The 16,006-nt window shown below is 50.8% G+C and carries 16 protein-coding genes; 11 read left to right on the forward strand and 5 right to left on the reverse strand.

Going from position 1 to position 16,006, the window contains the following annotated elements; genetic code table 11:
* Positions 1-9: 9 nt before the first annotated feature.
* Entirely contained in the window at positions 10-1,758 is a 1,749-nt protein-coding gene (locus NYE33_RS20795) for an ABC transporter ATP-binding protein (RefSeq protein WP_336101770.1), read from the forward strand.
* Between the two features lie 111 nt (positions 1,759-1,869).
* Here NYE33_RS20795 and NYE33_RS20800 read toward each other — a convergent pair whose 3' ends face one another.
* Together NYE33_RS20800 and NYE33_RS20805 are read right to left on the reverse strand one after the other, a co-directional pair.
* Entirely contained in the window at positions 1,870-2,313 is a 444-nt protein-coding gene (locus NYE33_RS20800; protein ID WP_042236951.1) for a DUF441 domain-containing protein, read from the reverse strand.
* Between the two features lie 20 nt (positions 2,314-2,333).
* Complete coding sequence (locus NYE33_RS20805) at positions 2,334-3,317, reverse strand: YpdA family putative bacillithiol disulfide reductase (protein WP_039304643.1); 984 nt, start codon at positions 3,315-3,317, stop codon at positions 2,334-2,336.
* Between the two features lie 219 nt (positions 3,318-3,536).
* On the opposite strand from NYE33_RS20805, the gene NYE33_RS20810 reads away from it, so the two are divergent.
* From NYE33_RS20810 to rsgA, 4 genes are all read left to right on the forward strand, one after another.
* Positions 3,537-4,133: a DUF2087 domain-containing protein gene (locus NYE33_RS20810; RefSeq protein WP_039304641.1), complete on the forward strand. Its 597-nt coding sequence runs from the start codon at positions 3,537-3,539 to the stop codon at positions 4,131-4,133.
* A 120-nt stretch (positions 4,134-4,253) separates the two neighbouring features.
* On the forward strand, positions 4,254-4,712 hold the full coding sequence (locus tag NYE33_RS20815) for a DUF3939 domain-containing protein (protein WP_039304638.1): 459 nt from the start codon (positions 4,254-4,256) through the stop codon (positions 4,710-4,712).
* Between the two features lie 153 nt (positions 4,713-4,865).
* Positions 4,866-5,537: an HAD family hydrolase gene (locus NYE33_RS20820; RefSeq protein WP_341067351.1), complete on the forward strand. Its 672-nt coding sequence runs from the start codon at positions 4,866-4,868 to the stop codon at positions 5,535-5,537.
* A gap of 758 nt (positions 5,538-6,295) precedes the next feature.
* Positions 6,296-7,387: a ribosome small subunit-dependent GTPase A gene (rsgA, locus tag NYE33_RS20825; protein WP_341067353.1), complete on the forward strand. Its 1,092-nt coding sequence runs from the start codon at positions 6,296-6,298 to the stop codon at positions 7,385-7,387.
* 194 nt (positions 7,388-7,581) lie between these two features.
* Here the strand turns inward: rsgA and NYE33_RS20830 are convergent, their stop codons facing one another.
* Positions 7,582-8,208 (reverse strand): FMN-dependent NADH-azoreductase, encoded by a 627-nt coding sequence (locus tag NYE33_RS20830; RefSeq protein WP_039310081.1) that lies wholly within the window; start codon positions 8,206-8,208, stop codon positions 7,582-7,584.
* A 274-nt stretch (positions 8,209-8,482) separates the two neighbouring features.
* Between NYE33_RS20830 and NYE33_RS20835 the strand changes: the two genes are divergently transcribed.
* Entirely contained in the window at positions 8,483-8,674 is a 192-nt protein-coding gene (locus NYE33_RS20835; protein ID WP_336101796.1) for a hypothetical protein, read from the forward strand.
* Between the two features lie 146 nt (positions 8,675-8,820).
* Here NYE33_RS20835 and NYE33_RS20840 read toward each other — a convergent pair whose 3' ends face one another.
* Entirely contained in the window at positions 8,821-9,060 is a 240-nt protein-coding gene (locus NYE33_RS20840) for a hypothetical protein (protein WP_039310083.1), read from the reverse strand.
* Between the two features lie 181 nt (positions 9,061-9,241).
* On the opposite strand from NYE33_RS20840, the gene NYE33_RS20845 reads away from it, so the two are divergent.
* Positions 9,242-9,910 (forward strand): hypothetical protein, encoded by a 669-nt coding sequence (locus NYE33_RS20845; RefSeq protein WP_340944980.1) that lies wholly within the window; start codon positions 9,242-9,244, stop codon positions 9,908-9,910.
* Here NYE33_RS20845 and NYE33_RS20850 read toward each other — a convergent pair.
* Entirely contained in the window at positions 9,885-11,621 is a 1,737-nt protein-coding gene (locus NYE33_RS20850; RefSeq protein WP_340944982.1) for an alpha-amylase family glycosyl hydrolase, read from the reverse strand. The two genes, NYE33_RS20845 and NYE33_RS20850, sit on opposite strands and share 26 nt — an antisense overlap.
* Before the next feature lie 411 nt (positions 11,622-12,032).
* On the opposite strand from NYE33_RS20850, the gene NYE33_RS20855 reads away from it, so the two are divergent.
* The 4 genes from NYE33_RS20855 to NYE33_RS20870 all read left to right on the forward strand — a co-directional run bounded on the left by NYE33_RS20855 (position 12,033) and on the right by NYE33_RS20870 (position 15,946).
* Positions 12,033-13,040, forward strand: coding sequence for an ABC transporter substrate-binding protein (locus NYE33_RS20855; RefSeq protein WP_341067355.1), 1,008 nt, complete (start codon positions 12,033-12,035; stop codon positions 13,038-13,040).
* Between the two features lie 209 nt (positions 13,041-13,249).
* A complete protein-coding gene (locus NYE33_RS20860) occupies positions 13,250-14,029 on the forward strand; it encodes an ABC transporter ATP-binding protein (protein WP_341067356.1) in 780 nt (259 codons plus the stop codon).
* An 80-nt stretch (positions 14,030-14,109) separates the two neighbouring features.
* Entirely contained in the window at positions 14,110-14,862 is a 753-nt protein-coding gene (locus NYE33_RS20865) for an ABC transporter permease (RefSeq protein ID WP_445669818.1), read from the forward strand.
* A gap of 94 nt (positions 14,863-14,956) precedes the next feature.
* Positions 14,957-15,946, forward strand: coding sequence for an aromatic acid exporter family protein (locus NYE33_RS20870; RefSeq protein WP_076242991.1), 990 nt, complete (start codon positions 14,957-14,959; stop codon positions 15,944-15,946).
* Positions 15,947-16,006 lie beyond the last annotated feature (60 nt).

Consider the following 16,006-nt stretch of genomic DNA (forward strand, 5'->3'; position numbering starts at 1 on the left):
TAAGAGGCTGTGAAACAATGGAAATCTTATTATACCTTCGTACGGCCTTACATGAAATGGATAGTGCTCACATTAATTATCGGGATGATCAAATTCAGTATTCCGCTGACGCTGCCGATGATTTTGAAGTATGTAGTAGATGATCTGCTGGGCAATCCTGCGTTAACCATTGCTGACCGGGTGTCCAAGCTGATGATCGTGCTCAGCGGCGCATTTGTGCTGTTCGTGATTATCAGAGGTCCGGTAGAGTATTACCGCCAGTATTTTGCCCAGCTGATTACAAGTAAGATACTCTTCGATATGCGCAATAAGCTGTATGGACATATGCAGCGCCTGTCGCTGCGTTATTACCAGAATACCAAAGTGGGCGAGGCGATCTCCAGATTTATTAACGATGTGGAGCAGTCGAAGAATCTGGTTGAGGTCGGAATGATGAACGTCTGGCTGGACATGTTCACCCTGCTCTTTGCACTAGGGTTCATGTTCTACCTGAATCCGGTGCTGGCGCTGGTCTCCATTGCGATTCTGCCGTTGTACGGCATTGCTGTGAATACCCTCTATAAGCGGCTTAAGGTGCTCACCAAGGACCGGTCCCAGGCTCTCGCGGTTATTCAGGGCTATCTGCATGAACGGATTCAGGGGATTGCGGTGATCCGCAGCTTCACCATGGAACGGGTGGACCAGCAGCAGTTCAAGGACATTAACGGCCGATTTCTGGAAAAAGCGATGGCGCAAACGCGCTGGAACGCTTTTACCTTCGCGATTATCAACACCTTGACGGATATCGCGCCGCTGCTCGTCATTGGATACGGGGGATATCAGGTGATCCAGGGTAATCTGACTCTGGGGACCTTCGTAGCTTTCTTCGGGTACCTGGACCGCATGTATGCACCGCTCCGCCGGCTGATTAATTCCTCGACTGTGCTGACCCAGGCTTCTGCTTCGCTGGAGCGGGTGATGGAGCTGATGAACGAGCCTTATGATATTGTAGACGCCCCGGGGGCGAAGCCGCTGCTGGCACCTGCAGGAGAGATTGAATTCAGCGGAGTATGGTTCAAGTATAACGATGAGAACGAGTGGGTGCTGCGCGATATTAATCTGCGTATTGCTCCGGGGCAGACGGTGGCTTTTGTCGGGATGAGCGGGGGCGGGAAGTCCTCGCTGATCAGCCTGATTCCGCGGTTCTACGATATCAGTGAAGGCAGCCTGCGGATGGACGGGCAGGATATCAGAGGGCTGACCCAGGAGAGTCTGCGCAAGGCAGTGGGTATGGTGCTGCAGGATAACTTCCTGTTCAGCGGCTCCGTGCGGGATAATATTCTGTTCGGCAATCCGCAGGCAGGGGAGCAGGAGGTCATTGCAGCGGCGGTGTCAGCTAATGCGCATGATTTCATCATGCAGCTGCCGGAAGGCTATGATACGGAGGTGGGAGAGCGCGGAGTGAAGCTGTCCGGAGGCCAGAAGCAGAGAGTGGCGATAGCGCGGGTATTCCTGAAGGACCCCAAAGTGCTGATTCTGGACGAAGCCACCTCGGCGCTGGATCTTGAATCAGAGCATCTGATTCAGCAGTCGCTGCAGGCCCTCTCCTCAGAACGGACCACACTGATTGTGGCTCACAGACTGTCTACCATAACCTATGCCGATCAGATTGTTGTGCTGGAGAACGGGGCCGTTACTGAACGCGGAACCCATGAACAGCTGATGGCGCTGGAGGGCAGCTATGCACGCTTGTTCAATGTGCAGCGGCTGGATGGTTAACAGGGTCTCCAAGCGCCAGCAGGGCGTCAACTTATTAGGCAGGACAACAAACAGGCTGCATACTCACCCGATTAGGTGAAGATGCAGCCTGTTTCATCCTTGCGGCGGGGTTCAGATCCGTCCAATCAGCAGCGACAGGATACCTGCCGCAATCAGCGGACCAACCGGAACGCCTTTGAAAAAAGCGACGCCGATGACGGTTCCAATCAGCAGCCCGGCCACAATGGTCGGCTGGCTGCCCATAAGCACCGCGCCGCGTCCGCCGAGATAGGCAACGAGAATCCCGATTCCGATTGCGGCCAGCGATTTCCAGTGCAGGAACGATTGCCCGATCGTCTGCAGCGAGATTTTACCGCTGGCCAGCGGTGTCATCACTCCGATGGTGAGGATGATGATGCCAACGGTAAGCCCGTATTTCTCCAGCCAGGGAAAAGCCTGCTGCAGGCCCAGCACCCGGATCAGCAGCAGAACGACCATGGCAATCGTGACCGGAGAATTGCTGCTGATAATCCCCAGTGCCGCGAGACCCAGCAGCAGTAACGAGGTCATATCCATAGCTTAGAAGCACTCCTTCTCTAAGAAAGCCTTTTGCTCATAATATGATCGGCAATCAGTTTGCCGTGCCCCCGACCGCTCTCGATGAATACCTCATTGGCGTTCCGTCCGGACGCGATAACGCCTGCGACATAGATACCGGGAATATTGCTCTCCATCGTAGAAGGATTGAAGGCAGGTTTATCGAGGGAATCATCCATCAGCACACCTGCCGAGGATAACAGGGTTCTGCTCGGACGGAAGCCGGTCATGGCAAGGACGAAGTCATTATCAAGGATGCGGGTCTCCCCGCTGCCTGCCGTGACCACTGCAGAAGACGGGGTGATTTCCGTTACCCGTGACTCCAGATGAAGAGTAATGTTCCCTTTCTGGACCATGCTCTCAAAAATCGGACGCACCCATGGCTTAATATTCTCCGAAATACTGCTTCCACGGTAGACCATATCCACCTTGGCACCGACCCGGATGAGCTCCAGAGCGGCATCAACCGCCGAGTTGCTTCCCCCGATGACGGCAACCTTCATGCCGGAATACGGATGGGCTTCACCGAAATAATGGGTTACTTTGGATAGCTCTTCCCCGGGAATCCCGATCATATTCGGCTGGTCGAAATAACCGGTTGAAATGACTACATTCGCGGCGCTATGGTGCTGCTCTTCTCCGCGCTTGTTGCGTGTATGTACGATGAAGCTGCCATCCTCCTGCGGCAGAACGGACAGTGCCTCCTCATAGGCGGCGATGTCGAGGCCATGCTGCGCGGCAGCGCGGCGGTAATAGACCAGGGCTTCATGGCGGTATGGCTTGTCGTTCGGGGAGGTGAAGGGCACATCTCCGATTTCAAGCAGCGGGGTTGTACTGAAGAACTGCATATTCGTCGGATACAGGTAGATAGAATGGACAATAAAATTCTTTTCAATGATCAGGCTGGAGAGCCCCTGGCGCTGGCATTCTATAGCTGCAGACAGTCCGCAGGGACCCGCACCGATAATAATTACGTCTTTCATAATAGCTGCATCCTTTCGGGTAAGTATTCTTTTCAGTAAATGGTACCTTATATTTTAGATTTTTGCCATTCCCCGGTGTTTCCAGTAACAAGAGCATTGCTCAAACGTTGAAAAAGGTATATAATTAGATATATATCTAAACGCAATGCAGCAGATAAGGTATGTATTTTCATACAACAGAGTTTATGAATGTTCAAATGTCTATAGGAGTGTGTTCCGATGCAGTTAGATAAAATTGTTGCTTACCATAAAGCGTTGTCCGATCCGACCCGGCTGCGGATTCTGCTGCTTTTGTCCAAAGGCGAGGTTCACGGGCATGCGCTGGCCGAGAAGCTGAACCTGTCACAGCCCACTGTTACCCATCATGCCGCCAAACTGCGTGAAGCTGCGCTGATCATGGAGCGCAGAGACAAGAATACCGTATATTTCAAGCTGAATCCTGAGTTTATTCAGGCAGGCTCAGAGGCCTCGCTGAAATTTATTTTTGCCAAGGGGGTGGAAGAGATGGAGGAAGAGTCGCCGGAGAGCAGCCTGAAGGAATCGGTGCTGCGTAATTTTTTTGCCAAGGACGGACGCCTGCGGCAGATTCCCGCACAGTATAAGAAGAAGCTGATCGCCCTGCAGTATATGGTGGAGAAGCTGGAGCCGGGTGTAGTCTATTCCGAAAAAGAGATCAATGAATTCATCAAGCCGTTTCACGAGGATTATGCGACGATCCGCCGGGAGTTCATTATGCATCAATTCATGTACCGGGAGAACGAGAAGTATGAGCTGAATCCGCCCGAGTTGTGGACTCACTGGGAAAATGTCAAATAATGATCTAATAAATGGGGATTTTGTGTGACAAGTTCGAATCTGCTGATTAAATGTTTGAATAACGAATAAAATGGAATTGTAAGCGTTATCCGACATAAACTTCGAAAGGAGACTTTCAGTATGATATTCAAACGCGCCAAAAAAAATATGCCGTCTGTTCATCTCACCGTTACCTTGCCGCAGATCAAGCAGGCTGTTAGGCAATTTGAAGAAGATATGCCTGCGCCGATTAACCGCACTGCTCTGATTATGGAAGATAAAAGTATTGATCTAAACCGGCTTAAACGATATTTGGGCGGGGTCCCGCAACAGAAGTTCTATATGTCCCGCGAAACCTTTGAAATCTTTGAGGAAGCTGACAAGCTGGTACCGTATTATCTCGACATGGTGCAGTCGGCTGTAGATAACTATATCAGTGACACGGGCAAGCTCCCGCTGCTTGAAGATGCCTGGCTGCCAGAAGTTCATTACCGGCTGCTCTCCACGGAACGTTATCTCAAGGAAACGCCGCCGTTCCCGCTTTACATTACGGAAGAGGAAATGATGCTTACGCATCGCGCAGAGCATTTTGAATCTTAAGCGTCCCGGACCTGATCTGAAAATAGAGGCCATCCTGTGAAAGAACGTTTGTTCTTCTTAACAGAATGGTCTTTTCTTTGTTCCCCGGTGCATAGTACAATGAATTTCTGGTGTAGGAATCATTGAAATTGATGAAATAAGGGGAACGAAAGAATGAAGGAAGTACAAGCCTTACTGTTTGACCTCGACAATACGCTGATGGACCGTGATCAGACCTTCCGCAGCTTCAGTATGAAATTTGTACAGGATTTCCTCGGACACCTGAATGAGGATGAAGCCGGCCGGGTGGTTGCAGATATGATAATCAGAGATGCTGACGGCTACCGTGATAAGGATGGCTTTTTTGCAGAACTAAGCGAGGTTCTCCCTTGGCAGACAGTGCGGTCGGCAGAGGACATCCGGAAATACTACGACGAAACCTATATACACCACGGGGCAATCATGAAGCATGCAGTGGAGACACTGGAATATTGCCAAGGCCGCGGCTATCCGCTGGGACTGGTAACGAATGGCAGCAGGGATATTCAATACGGCAAAATTGATCTGCTCGGCCTGCGTCCCTATTTCCGTACCATCGTAATTTCCGGTGAAGTCGGAATCAGCAAACCGGACCCGCAGATTTACCGGCTGGCCTTGGAACGCCTGGGTTCAACCGCAGACCAGACCCTGTTCATAGGAGACCATCCGGTGAATGATATCTGGGGGGCAGTCCGGGCCGGAATGGATACCATCTGGCTGAAGCGTAACCATGCCTGGGATGAGTCGCTGAACGTGCAGCCGATTGCCACCATTCATGAGCTGAATGAGCTTGAAGGCATTATTTAATTAGATTTTGTTAAAAAATTCAAGAGTGCCTGTTGACAAACAGCTGGCAGCGCGTTTATCATAACAGCATATTAGTTCGGAAGGAGACGATGTCAAATGACAGTTTATACCGTGTTATCAGGATCAGTTGCAACTGTTGTGGATACGTGTCTTCCGGGAACAGCGGCTGTGGAATAAGATTCCCAGCTTAGCAGGTAAGCTCTAACATGCCTTTTAGAGCCGCCGGGAACCGTATCGGTTCCGGCGGCTTTTTTGCGTGCATAGCCAGATGTATATTCATGCGCTTGAATATATCCTGGTCTGCGACACGCACAGAAACCTGAGGCAGCTTTCTTTGTTCGAGGGGAGTGCTTCAGCTTTTGGTTTGGATTCCGCCGCCGGAACCTTTGGGTTCCGGCGGTTTTTTTGTTGAAACAGTAGCCATTATATGCTGCACGCTGTAAAAGATGCTGCTGTGCTAAAAGGATTGGAAGGGGTACAAACTCCCGGAAATACACGTGAATGATTAAGAGGGTAAGCAAAGCAAACAAGCTGGATAAAAGATAAAACACAAAGTACAAAGGATCGGAGGGGAAATTTGGAGCTGTAGGAGCGATAGCGTCCGCCTTTGTCACCGGATTTCTACCGCTAACAGCGGTTTAAATCAAGAAATCTGGGGACAACAGCGGCCGGAAGCCCAAATCTTCTCCGCAGTGACGAATGAGCTTTAAGTTAACTCTTATATTCAGCATAAACAACAACAAACCAGGAGGAATTGAATGAATATAGAACAGTATGGCTGGAATGAAGAATGGAAAAATAAGTGGACAGAGAAGCTGAAGCAGCTCGAGGCCAGGGTACTTGAGCCGGGCCGGATTGTCGGTGATTTCGGCAGCAAGTACCGGGTCATCGCAAGCACGGGCGAGATCTGGGGAGAGTTATCCGGCAAGCTCAGACATACCTTGACAGGGTCCGGTGATTATCCGGCGGTTGGCGACTGGGTGGCTCTGGCCATGCAGGACGGCGGTGAGCATGCCGTGATTCATGGCGTCCTGCCCCGCCGCAGCGTAATTTCGCGCAAGGTGGCAGGGGTGACGCAAGAGGAACAAATCGTTGCCTCCAACGTCGATACCCTGTTCCTGGTCAGCGCCTTGAACGATGATTTCAATGTACGGCGGATGGAGCGTTATCTGATTATGGCCTGGAACAGCGGGGCGAATCCGGTGATTCTGCTGACCAAGGCAGATCTCTGTGCCGATGCGGCGGATAAAATTGCCGAGATGCAGCGGGCGGCTCCCGGGGTAGCTGTACATGCGGTCAGCGCGCTGCTCGGCGATGGGCGGGAGGAGCTGCTGCCTTATATCGGCCGCGGTCAGACCGTGGCCCTGACCGGTTCCTCCGGCTGCGGTAAATCAACGATGGTCAACTGGCTCAGCGGACAGAATCTGCAGCTAACCCAGGATATCCGGGAAGGGGATAGCCGCGGGCGGCATACGACCACACACCGTGAGCTGTTTGTCCTGCCGGACGGCGGCATCATTGTGGATACGCCGGGGATGCGTGAGCTGCAGCTGTGGGAAGATGAGGGAGGCCTGGATCTGGCCTTCGGTGACATCAGCTCGCTCGCGGCAGATTGCCGCTTCAGTGATTGCAGCCATGTTCGGGAGGAAGGCTGCGCGGTGCTTGAGGCAGTAGCAAGCGGTGTACTGGATGAGAAACGGCTGCTCAATTACCGCAAGACGCAGAAGGAACTGCAGTTCCAGAACAGCAAAGAAGTGAAGCAGAAGCGCAAAACCGTAGCTGCCTCCTCCAAAAGCACACCTCCGCGTGCCAAAAGCAACAGCTGGCAGCGGGTATTGGAAGAGTATTAAGACTCTCCGGAGCACAAAAAAAGCCCTGCAGCTGACCATAGCAGCTGCAGGGCTTTTTCCTGTAGGGTCCGGCGGTTTCCCGGAGGATGCACCGGCGGAACTATATATAAATAAAAGTCCGGTTGATGTTACAGCAGATGCCTGATAAAAGTGCGGAGCTCTAAAGGTGAAACCGGACTTTTAACGCTGGCGGATTAGAACGATGCAGCTGCAGTTTTTGCCAGTTGCAGACCGGTAGCGATAATTTCAGCGGATTTCTGCGGGTTCTGGTTGTGTCCTTCAACGATAACTTGTGTAGTTTCCTTGAAGCCCCAGAAGTTCAAGTTACCCATGATGAAGTTAACAGCCATTTCAGCACTTGCTGCCGGGCCTTCGGAGTACACGCCGCCTCTGGCGTTCAGTACAGCTGCTTTTTTGCCTGTCAACAATCCTACAGGACCTTCAGCAGTGTACTTGAAGGTTGTGCCGGCCTGGTTCAGGTAATCGATATAAGTGTGCAGTACAGCCGGAACAGTCATGTTCCAGAGCGGGAAGGCGAATACCACTTTGTCAGCGGCCAGGAACTGGTCCAGATATTTCTTAACAAGAGCGGCGCCGGCAGCTTCTTCAGGAGTTGCCTCGAAGCCTTGTGCTGCTTTGTATACGCCAGTGATCAGCGTGTTATCGTAGTAAGGAAGTTGTTCAGCGAACAAATCCAGTTCAGTAACTTCATCCTGCGGATGAGATTCTTTGTAGCTCGCCAGGAACTCATTATAGAGCTGAACACTTACAGATTGCTCGGCTGGGCGGTTATTTGCTTTGATAAACAGGACATTAGACATTATGATTTCTCCTTAAATATATATTTAATATTAACTATAGATAATATAGCATTTAATAAATTGTTTGTAAATATCCGTCGGATAAAATTTTTATTTTGCCGACACAAACAGGCTGTTTTTTGCACAGATACCATATCTCCTGTTGAAGGAATCCAATCGCAGAAGAACCGTCAATATGTAGTAAGACTAATTTCGCAGCTATTTGCCGCAGTGATATTGGCTGGTTTAAGCCATCTGGGACCCGGTTATATAGGTGTTACAAGGAGACAAGGAAATGATTTCCTACTCTACAACGGGATTCCGATCCCATTCCAAAGGAGCGATTGACATGTCCATTGACCGTTTCATAATTAAGAAATTGGACAACTGTCACGAAGAGCATACCCGGCGCAACCTGGTGAAGTTGTTCAAGCTGCGGATTCAAAAGGCCGAGAAAGAAGAGAAACGGAATCTCAGGATTGGCTGAGGCAAAGCATACCCCGATCATACAGATAACACGCATTATATAAAGAGGGCACATTCCTGGACTGCAGGCGTGTGCTTTTTTGTATGGAGTTCTCCGGGGCTGTATCATGCATCATGCATTTATTCCGGCAAAAAAATATCCCTCTATTAATAGAGGGATAAAGCCAGTGAATCATTTTCACTATAACTGTGCAATATAGCTTCTGAGCCTTTAATTTCGATACTGATCAGAGAATTCAAACATTTCTGCAGGGCGTTTTTTCCCTTTTGAATTTTGAGCTCCAGTGTGCTGTTAAGCAGTCGAAGTACTTTTTGGGTAGGCTGTTTGTTTTCTGTTGTGAAATATACTGGTACAAGCTTGTTCTGAAATGTGATGAGCATTCTCATTTTGAAATCACCTCGCTAAAAGTATTTCATGGTATTGATCTTACCCTGCATTTCTTAATTTTACCTTAAAATTAGCTTATGATAACATAAAGATTGCAAGTTTTATAGTTTTACCGTTTTTTGAAAGCCACTCATTGACAATAAATTTCAGATTTATGGGAATAGGGAAGGATATATGGATGTGAAAACTCAAGATGTAATCTGTTTAGCACAGTTTCTGTTCCCCGGTGAAACAGAGCGTAAAGTGGTGGCGGATATTCTGCAGACCGTCTCTGGTGCAGTTGGAATATGCAGGGTGAAGTACATGGAAGGCGAATCTTCGCAGGATGTATGCATGCAAATACATAAAGATAAAATAGTTGTTACCGGTATACTGGAAGAAGACCCCTTCGGTTATGAATTGAAGGAGCCAAGTGAGATGAAGCGGGCCTGTTATTATCTTTTTAATTGCTTTGAATATGCAGAGACCCGCATGGTGTCTGTTCCGGCACTCTTCCTGTCCAGAAGCAGGTATGAGGAGATTAAACAACAAGCAGGGTCCTGCAGTTTGTGTATGCTGGCTGAGTACCTGGGGGAGGAGACAGGTGATTTGGCCAGTTCAACTGAACTGGCCAAGGTTATGTTAGGCCCGGAAATGACCGGAGAACTGCGGTTATGCTCCCGTGCCGGCAGCGGCTGGAGCCTTCAGCAGGCTTCATATTTTGAGAACGCTTCTGGCGGCTGGCTCCTGCGGATGAGCGCCGAGCCCGCGCGGGACTATCTGATCGCCGCCCCGCTCACGAAGGCGGAGCTGTGCTGCGCCTTTTATGAGTGGGTCATGCATTCTACTCCGATTTGTACTCCAGAATAACTGTTGTGTAAGCAGGAAGCGTGAGTCCGCCGCTGCCGAGTGCAGCCTTGCCGCCAACTGACCGGAGGATACCAGCGTATGTAATGCCTCCAGTTCCGCTATGAAGCTGCATCGTCTGTGCCGATCCCGTTAAGTTATGAATAACAAGGACCTGCTGTCCGGCGGTTATCCGTTCATAAGCCATAATTCCCCCGTTCCCGGAAGGGTAATCACGTATGTCCCCGTCTCGCAGGGCCGGCACCTCTTCCCGCAGCTGAATAAGCTCGCGGTAGCGCACCAGCAGTGAATCCCTGCGCTTTTGCTGGCTCTCTACATCGGCCCCGGGATTCGCAGCGTTATTGCTGCCCGGCTCCCACGAAGTCTGACCTGTATCCCCTCCGTCCGGCGTCCATTTCATGGGCTCACGGATGCCTTCATCCGGCTTCACACCCAGCAGTCCGATCTCTTCCCCATAATAGATAAATGGATTACCCGGCAGGGTCAGCAGCATTGCTGCCGCCATTGCGGCATGATCTGGCTGATTCTCAAGCTGGCTCATGACCCTGTTCTGATCATGATTGGTCAGGAAAATCGCATCTGTGAAAGCACCGCCTGAGATTTGAGAATACAGTTTGTATGTCCGTTCCAGGGTGAACGCGGCTCCGCTGTCCTTCTCCGTTTGAGCCGAATGGACCAGCGTTTCAGCAAGCCCGAAGTTAAATCCGGAATTGAAGGCCTGATCTAGATAGGCCCCTACGGATACAGCGGAATTCTCCCAGACCTCACCCACGATATAAGCCTGCGGATTCACCTCGTTCATGGCTGTGCGGAATTCCTGCCACCAGGCTACATTCTTGGCTGTTGTCGCCGTACTTTTGTCCGAAAGAAGATCCTCATAAATATGCTTTGCAGCATCCAGACGGAACCCGTCGACGCCTTGTTCCAGCCAATAGGTTCCGATGCTCTTCATTTCCCGGCGGACCTCAGGATTATCGAAGTTGAGATCAGGCATTCCCTCCCAGAAAGTCCCCATATAATGGCTTCCCCGCAGAGCATGCCACGGACTGCCGCTGCCGGCAGCACTGGTTCCACTGACCGGGCGGTTCTGATCTTCGGCCCAGATATACCAGCTGCGGTATGGGCTGCCTGGATTCCTGGCTGAATCCACAAACCAGGGATGAGCCTTGGACGTATGGTTCACCACCAGATCCATAATTACCTTGATGCCCCGTTTATGTGCCTCCTTGATCAGTGTCTGCATATCTTCGAGTGTTCCATAGTCCGGATTAATGCTCCGGTAATCGGTTACATCATACCCGTGATAGCTGGGCGAGGGATTAACCGGCATCAGCCATATTCCTCCTACACCGAGATCCTCATGGGTCCCCGGGTCGCCGTCATTCAAATAATCCAGTTTCTCCGTGATCCCCTGCAGATCACCGATACCATCCCCGTCTGAATCGTAGAAGGAGCGGACGAATATTTCATAAAATACGGTGGAAGGCTGCTCGTCTACAGCTGCCTTCGGATTAGCGCCAGGTTGTACAGCGCTGTTGTTCTGTATCCCTGCCCCTGATTGCGGTTCTGTACTGTGAACGGGGGAGGAAGGTTGTGACGATGAGACACCCGCAGCATGATTTCCGCCTGTGCTCTCAGTACTGCTGCAACCGGCCAGCAGCACCGCAGCCAGACCAGTGATTGCTAAGGCATGCAGTATACGGGTTGTTAGCATAACTGATGAAGAACGAGACATAGAATTAAAACTCCTTTCAGGCATTCAGGATATTTTGCTTCATTAAAATATGTAAATTCGTAAGCGCTTTATTGTTACATCTTATTGGAAATTCCACTTTTGGTAAAACGTTTGCACAAGCTGAATATTGTGATAAACATCCATAGGATCGGTCTTGACCATAGAAATCTGGATTTATCGCTTAAATTCTTTGATTTAGTCTGTTTTATTGTCTGATATGAGCATTGGATTAATCCTTATCCGAAAAAACTGCCGAAAAAATATTCAAATCGCTTTAGATAACGCGGATTTTTTGTGCAAACGATAGCAATACAGGTCTTTAACCTTTCGGCGGGCAACCGCATATGCATAGAGCAAGGGCGAAAGACCCGGGAAGAAAGGAGAATGAAGATGAATCTCAAGAAAAAACTGTCATTGTCGCTCATGATGATTGTCACGTGTTTCACAGTACTCGCCGGGTGTGGCGGTGATTCGGCTGTAGTGAAGGTGAAGATCGGTGAGGTTACCCGCTCCGTGTTCTATGCGCCGGAGTATGTGGCGTTGTCCCAGAATTTCTTCAAGGATGAAGGGCTGGATGTGGAGCTGCAGACCATACCGGGCGGGGATAAAACGATGACGGCACTGCTCTCCGGAGCTATAGATGTAGCGCTTGTCGGTTCGGAAACTTCGATTTATGTATATCAGCAGGGGGCGGATGACCCTGTGATTAATTTTGCCCAGCTCACGCAGCGGGATGGAACATTCTTATTTGCACGTACACCGGACAGTACTTTCACATGGGACAAAGTCAAAGGGTCAACTTTCCTGGGCCAAAGGCAAGGCGGCATGCCGCAAATGGCCGGCGCATTTACTCTGCTGAACAAGGGGATTGACACTGCTAAGGACTTGACGCTGATTCAGAATATTGACTTTGCCAATATTGCCGGTGCTTTTGCTTCCGGGACAGGGGATTATGTACAGCTGTTTGAACCGCAGGCATCGATCTTCGAGAGTGAAGGAAGGGGCCAGGTTGTCGCTTCATTTGGCGTAGAGAGCGGTTATCTCCCGTATACCGTGTTCATGTGCAAGGAGAGCTACATCAGCAAAAACAAAGACACAGTGCAGAAATTCACCAATGCCATCCAGCGTGCACAATTGTGGGTGAAGGATCATAGCGCGGAAGAAATCGCTGATGCGGTTATGCCTTATTTTGATAAAACGGACCGTAATATTGTCGTCTCCGCCATCAGCCGCTATAAAGAACAGGACACTTATGCGGTAAACCCGGTTATTGATGATAAAGAATGGAACAATCTGCTTGATGTGATCGACAACGCCGGTGAGCTGAAGGAACGTGTCCCTTCGGGTAAGATTGTTGATAACACTTTTGCTGAAAAAGCGGAGAGCAGCATTAAGTAGGGTTGTGATGCTTCCGGAGCTAGTTTGTTCGAAGCAAAATCGTGTGAAGTAATGCTCACAAACTAAGTTGATGCTTCCGAAGCTAGTTTTGCTGCAGAGAAGAATCGAAGATGTGATTTTTACGCAAAACTAAGTTGATGCTTACGAAGCTAGTTTGTTCGATGCAGAATCGTGAGAAGTAATGCTCACAAACTTTTAGGAGGGCTGATATGCTTCCAGTAGTGGAGTTGAAGGAAATCACGCACGCCTATCTGGGAGACCGCGAGGCTTCGCTTGCGATCGAGGATTTCAATCTCAGCGTGGGCCAGGGTGAGTTCGTCAGCCTCGTCGGGCCCAGCGGCTGCGGCAAGACGACGCTGCTGTCGATCATTGCCGGGCTGCTGCGGCCCTCGCGGGGCGAAGTTCTGCTCAGCGGACGCTCTGCGGCTGGGCCGTCTCCTGAAGTAGGCTATATGCTGCAGCAGGATTATCTGTTTCCCTGGAGGAGCATTCAGGATAATGCACTGCTTGGCCTGGAGCTGACCGGAAGGCTGGATGAAGCGTCGCGCAGCAAAACCCTGCAGCTGCTGGCCGATATGGGGCTTGCGGGCAAGGAGCTTGCCTTTCCGGCTCAGCTCTCGGGCGGAATGCGCCAGCGCGTCGCTCTGGTGCGGACGCTGGCGACAGATCCCGGCCTGCTGCTGCTGGATGAACCGTTCTCCGCGCTGGATTACCAGATTAAGCTGCAGCTGGAGGATCTGGTCTCGGAGACGCTGATGCGCCGGGGAACAACGGCTATTCTGGTTACTCACGACCTGTCTGAGGCAATCGCCGTCAGCAGCCGGGTCATTCTGCTCCAGCGGAATCCGGGAAGGATCCGCAGGATTTTTCAGGTTCCGGAAGCCATCCGCAGTACCCCGCCGCTGTATGCGCGGGACTTGCCCGGATTCGCGGAGCTTTTTCATGAAGTGTGGAAGGAAATGGAGCTGGCAGGGAGGGAAGGCGTGTGAAGACGGAATTGCCCGCAGAAGTGGCGGCATCCCGTGCACTTTGGCTGGAACAAAAGCATGCGGACTACAGGAAGAAGAAGCTGCGCCGCAAGACTCAGGTTCTGATCGTAAGAAGCAGTATCCTGATCCTGTTCTTTGTGCTCTGGGAAGCGGGGGCCAGGCTGGGCTGGATTGATGAACTGCTCTTCAGCTACCCGACGAAAGTGTTCCAGCAAATTTGGGATGACATGGTCAGCGGCAGTCTTTGGCCGCATCTGGGGATGACTGTAGGAGAGACAGTAGTCGGCTTTATTCTCGGAACCCTGCTTGGGACGCTGCTGGCTGTGATCATCTGGTGGTCGCCTTTTCTGTCTGCCGTACTTGATCCTTATATGGTCGTCTTCAACAGTATGCCGAAGGTGGCGCTGGGTCCGATCTTCATTGTTATGTTCGGCGCAGGGTTCACCGCGATTGTGGTCACCACGTTATCCATTACGGTGATTATTACCACTCTGGTGGTGTACAACAGCTTTTGCAGTGTGGACCCGAATCTGGTTAAGGTTGTCCGTTCATTCGGCGCTTCCAGAGTACAGGAATTTAACAAGGTGATTCTTCCGGCGTCCTTCCCTACGGTGGTCTCCACGCTGAAGGTGAATGTCGGGATGTCCTGGGTCGGAGTCATTGTAGGGGAATTTCTGGTAGCCAAATCGGGGCTGGGTTATCTGATTATCTATGGCTTTCAGGTATTCAATTTCACGCTCGTCATGTCCAGTCTGCTTATCATCGCCGCGGTGGCTACAGCCATGTATCAGCTTGTTGTATATGTGGAGAAGCTGTTATTGTCGCGGAGGTAGAATAATGTAATATTGTGTCTCCCGGCAAAATCTTGTACCATGACTATATCTTTACCTGAATATTGAAGCTGAACTTTGTAGGAGAGGTATTAACATGGGATTTCGTATTATCAAAACGGCGGCTGCAACTCTGCTGTCCATTCTGCTGGCAGCCGCCGCAGGTATTCCCAATGCGCAAAGCGCGGGACTGCTGGCCATTCTCGGGGTGGAAACAACGCGCAAAAGGAGTCTCCGCACGATCACGGCACGCTTCTTCGCCTCGCTGGTGGGACTCTTTTTGGGCTGTATTCTCTTTTTCACCCTGGGCTTTCATTATTGGGTTCTTGGACTTTATGTACTGTTCGGCTTCCCGCTTATCGTCAAATCCGGCTTCAAAGAGGGGATTGTCACCAGCTCCGTTATTGTGTTCCGTGTTTTTGGACAAGCTGACATTACCGTTCACATCCTGCTGCAGCAGATTGAGCTGCTGATTATCGGCCTGGGTTCGGCCGGACTCGTCAACTTCATCTATATGCCGCAGACCGGAGACATGATTGCCGGTATCCGCAAAGAGGTGGACGGCTATTTCTCGGTTATCTTCCGGCAGATTGCCAGAACCCTGCGTGATCCCGCTTATGTATGGGACGGAAAGGAACTGATCGGAGCCGGTGAAGCGGTGCAGAAGGGTCTGACCGCGGCTTCAAGGGAGATGGAGAATCATGTGATCCATCCGGATGAAGCCTGGAATGTGTACTTCTACATGCGCAAGGAGCAGCTGGAGTCAATCCAGAATATGATGCAGCTTCTCTCTCAGGTATACCGCCAGCTGCCGCATGGTGATATGGTTGCGGAGCTGTTCGATCAGCTTAGCGGCGATGTGCTGGCTGAGGAATATACGGGCCGGACCGAGAAGCTGCTGGATGATCTGCAGCAGGAGTTTCAGCAGATGGAGCTCCCGGATTCCCGTGAGGTATTCGAGATCCGCTCCGCTATTCTGCAGTTATGCCGGGAGCTTGCGCTCTATCTCAAAATTGCCAAACGCTATAAAAGTCCGGTCGATCCAAGGCCGGTGAAGGACAAGCTGCCCGCAAAGGGAAATGCTTGAGCAGGAAGGTAAATATGTCTCAGGTATTAACATTACGGTGTGAATTAACGATAAGATATA

The sequence above is a fragment of the Paenibacillus sp. FSL R10-2199 genome (assembly GCF_038000235.1).
In the GTDB taxonomy this organism is placed as follows: domain Bacteria; phylum Bacillota; class Bacilli; order Paenibacillales; family Paenibacillaceae; genus Paenibacillus_AQ; species Paenibacillus_AQ phytohabitans.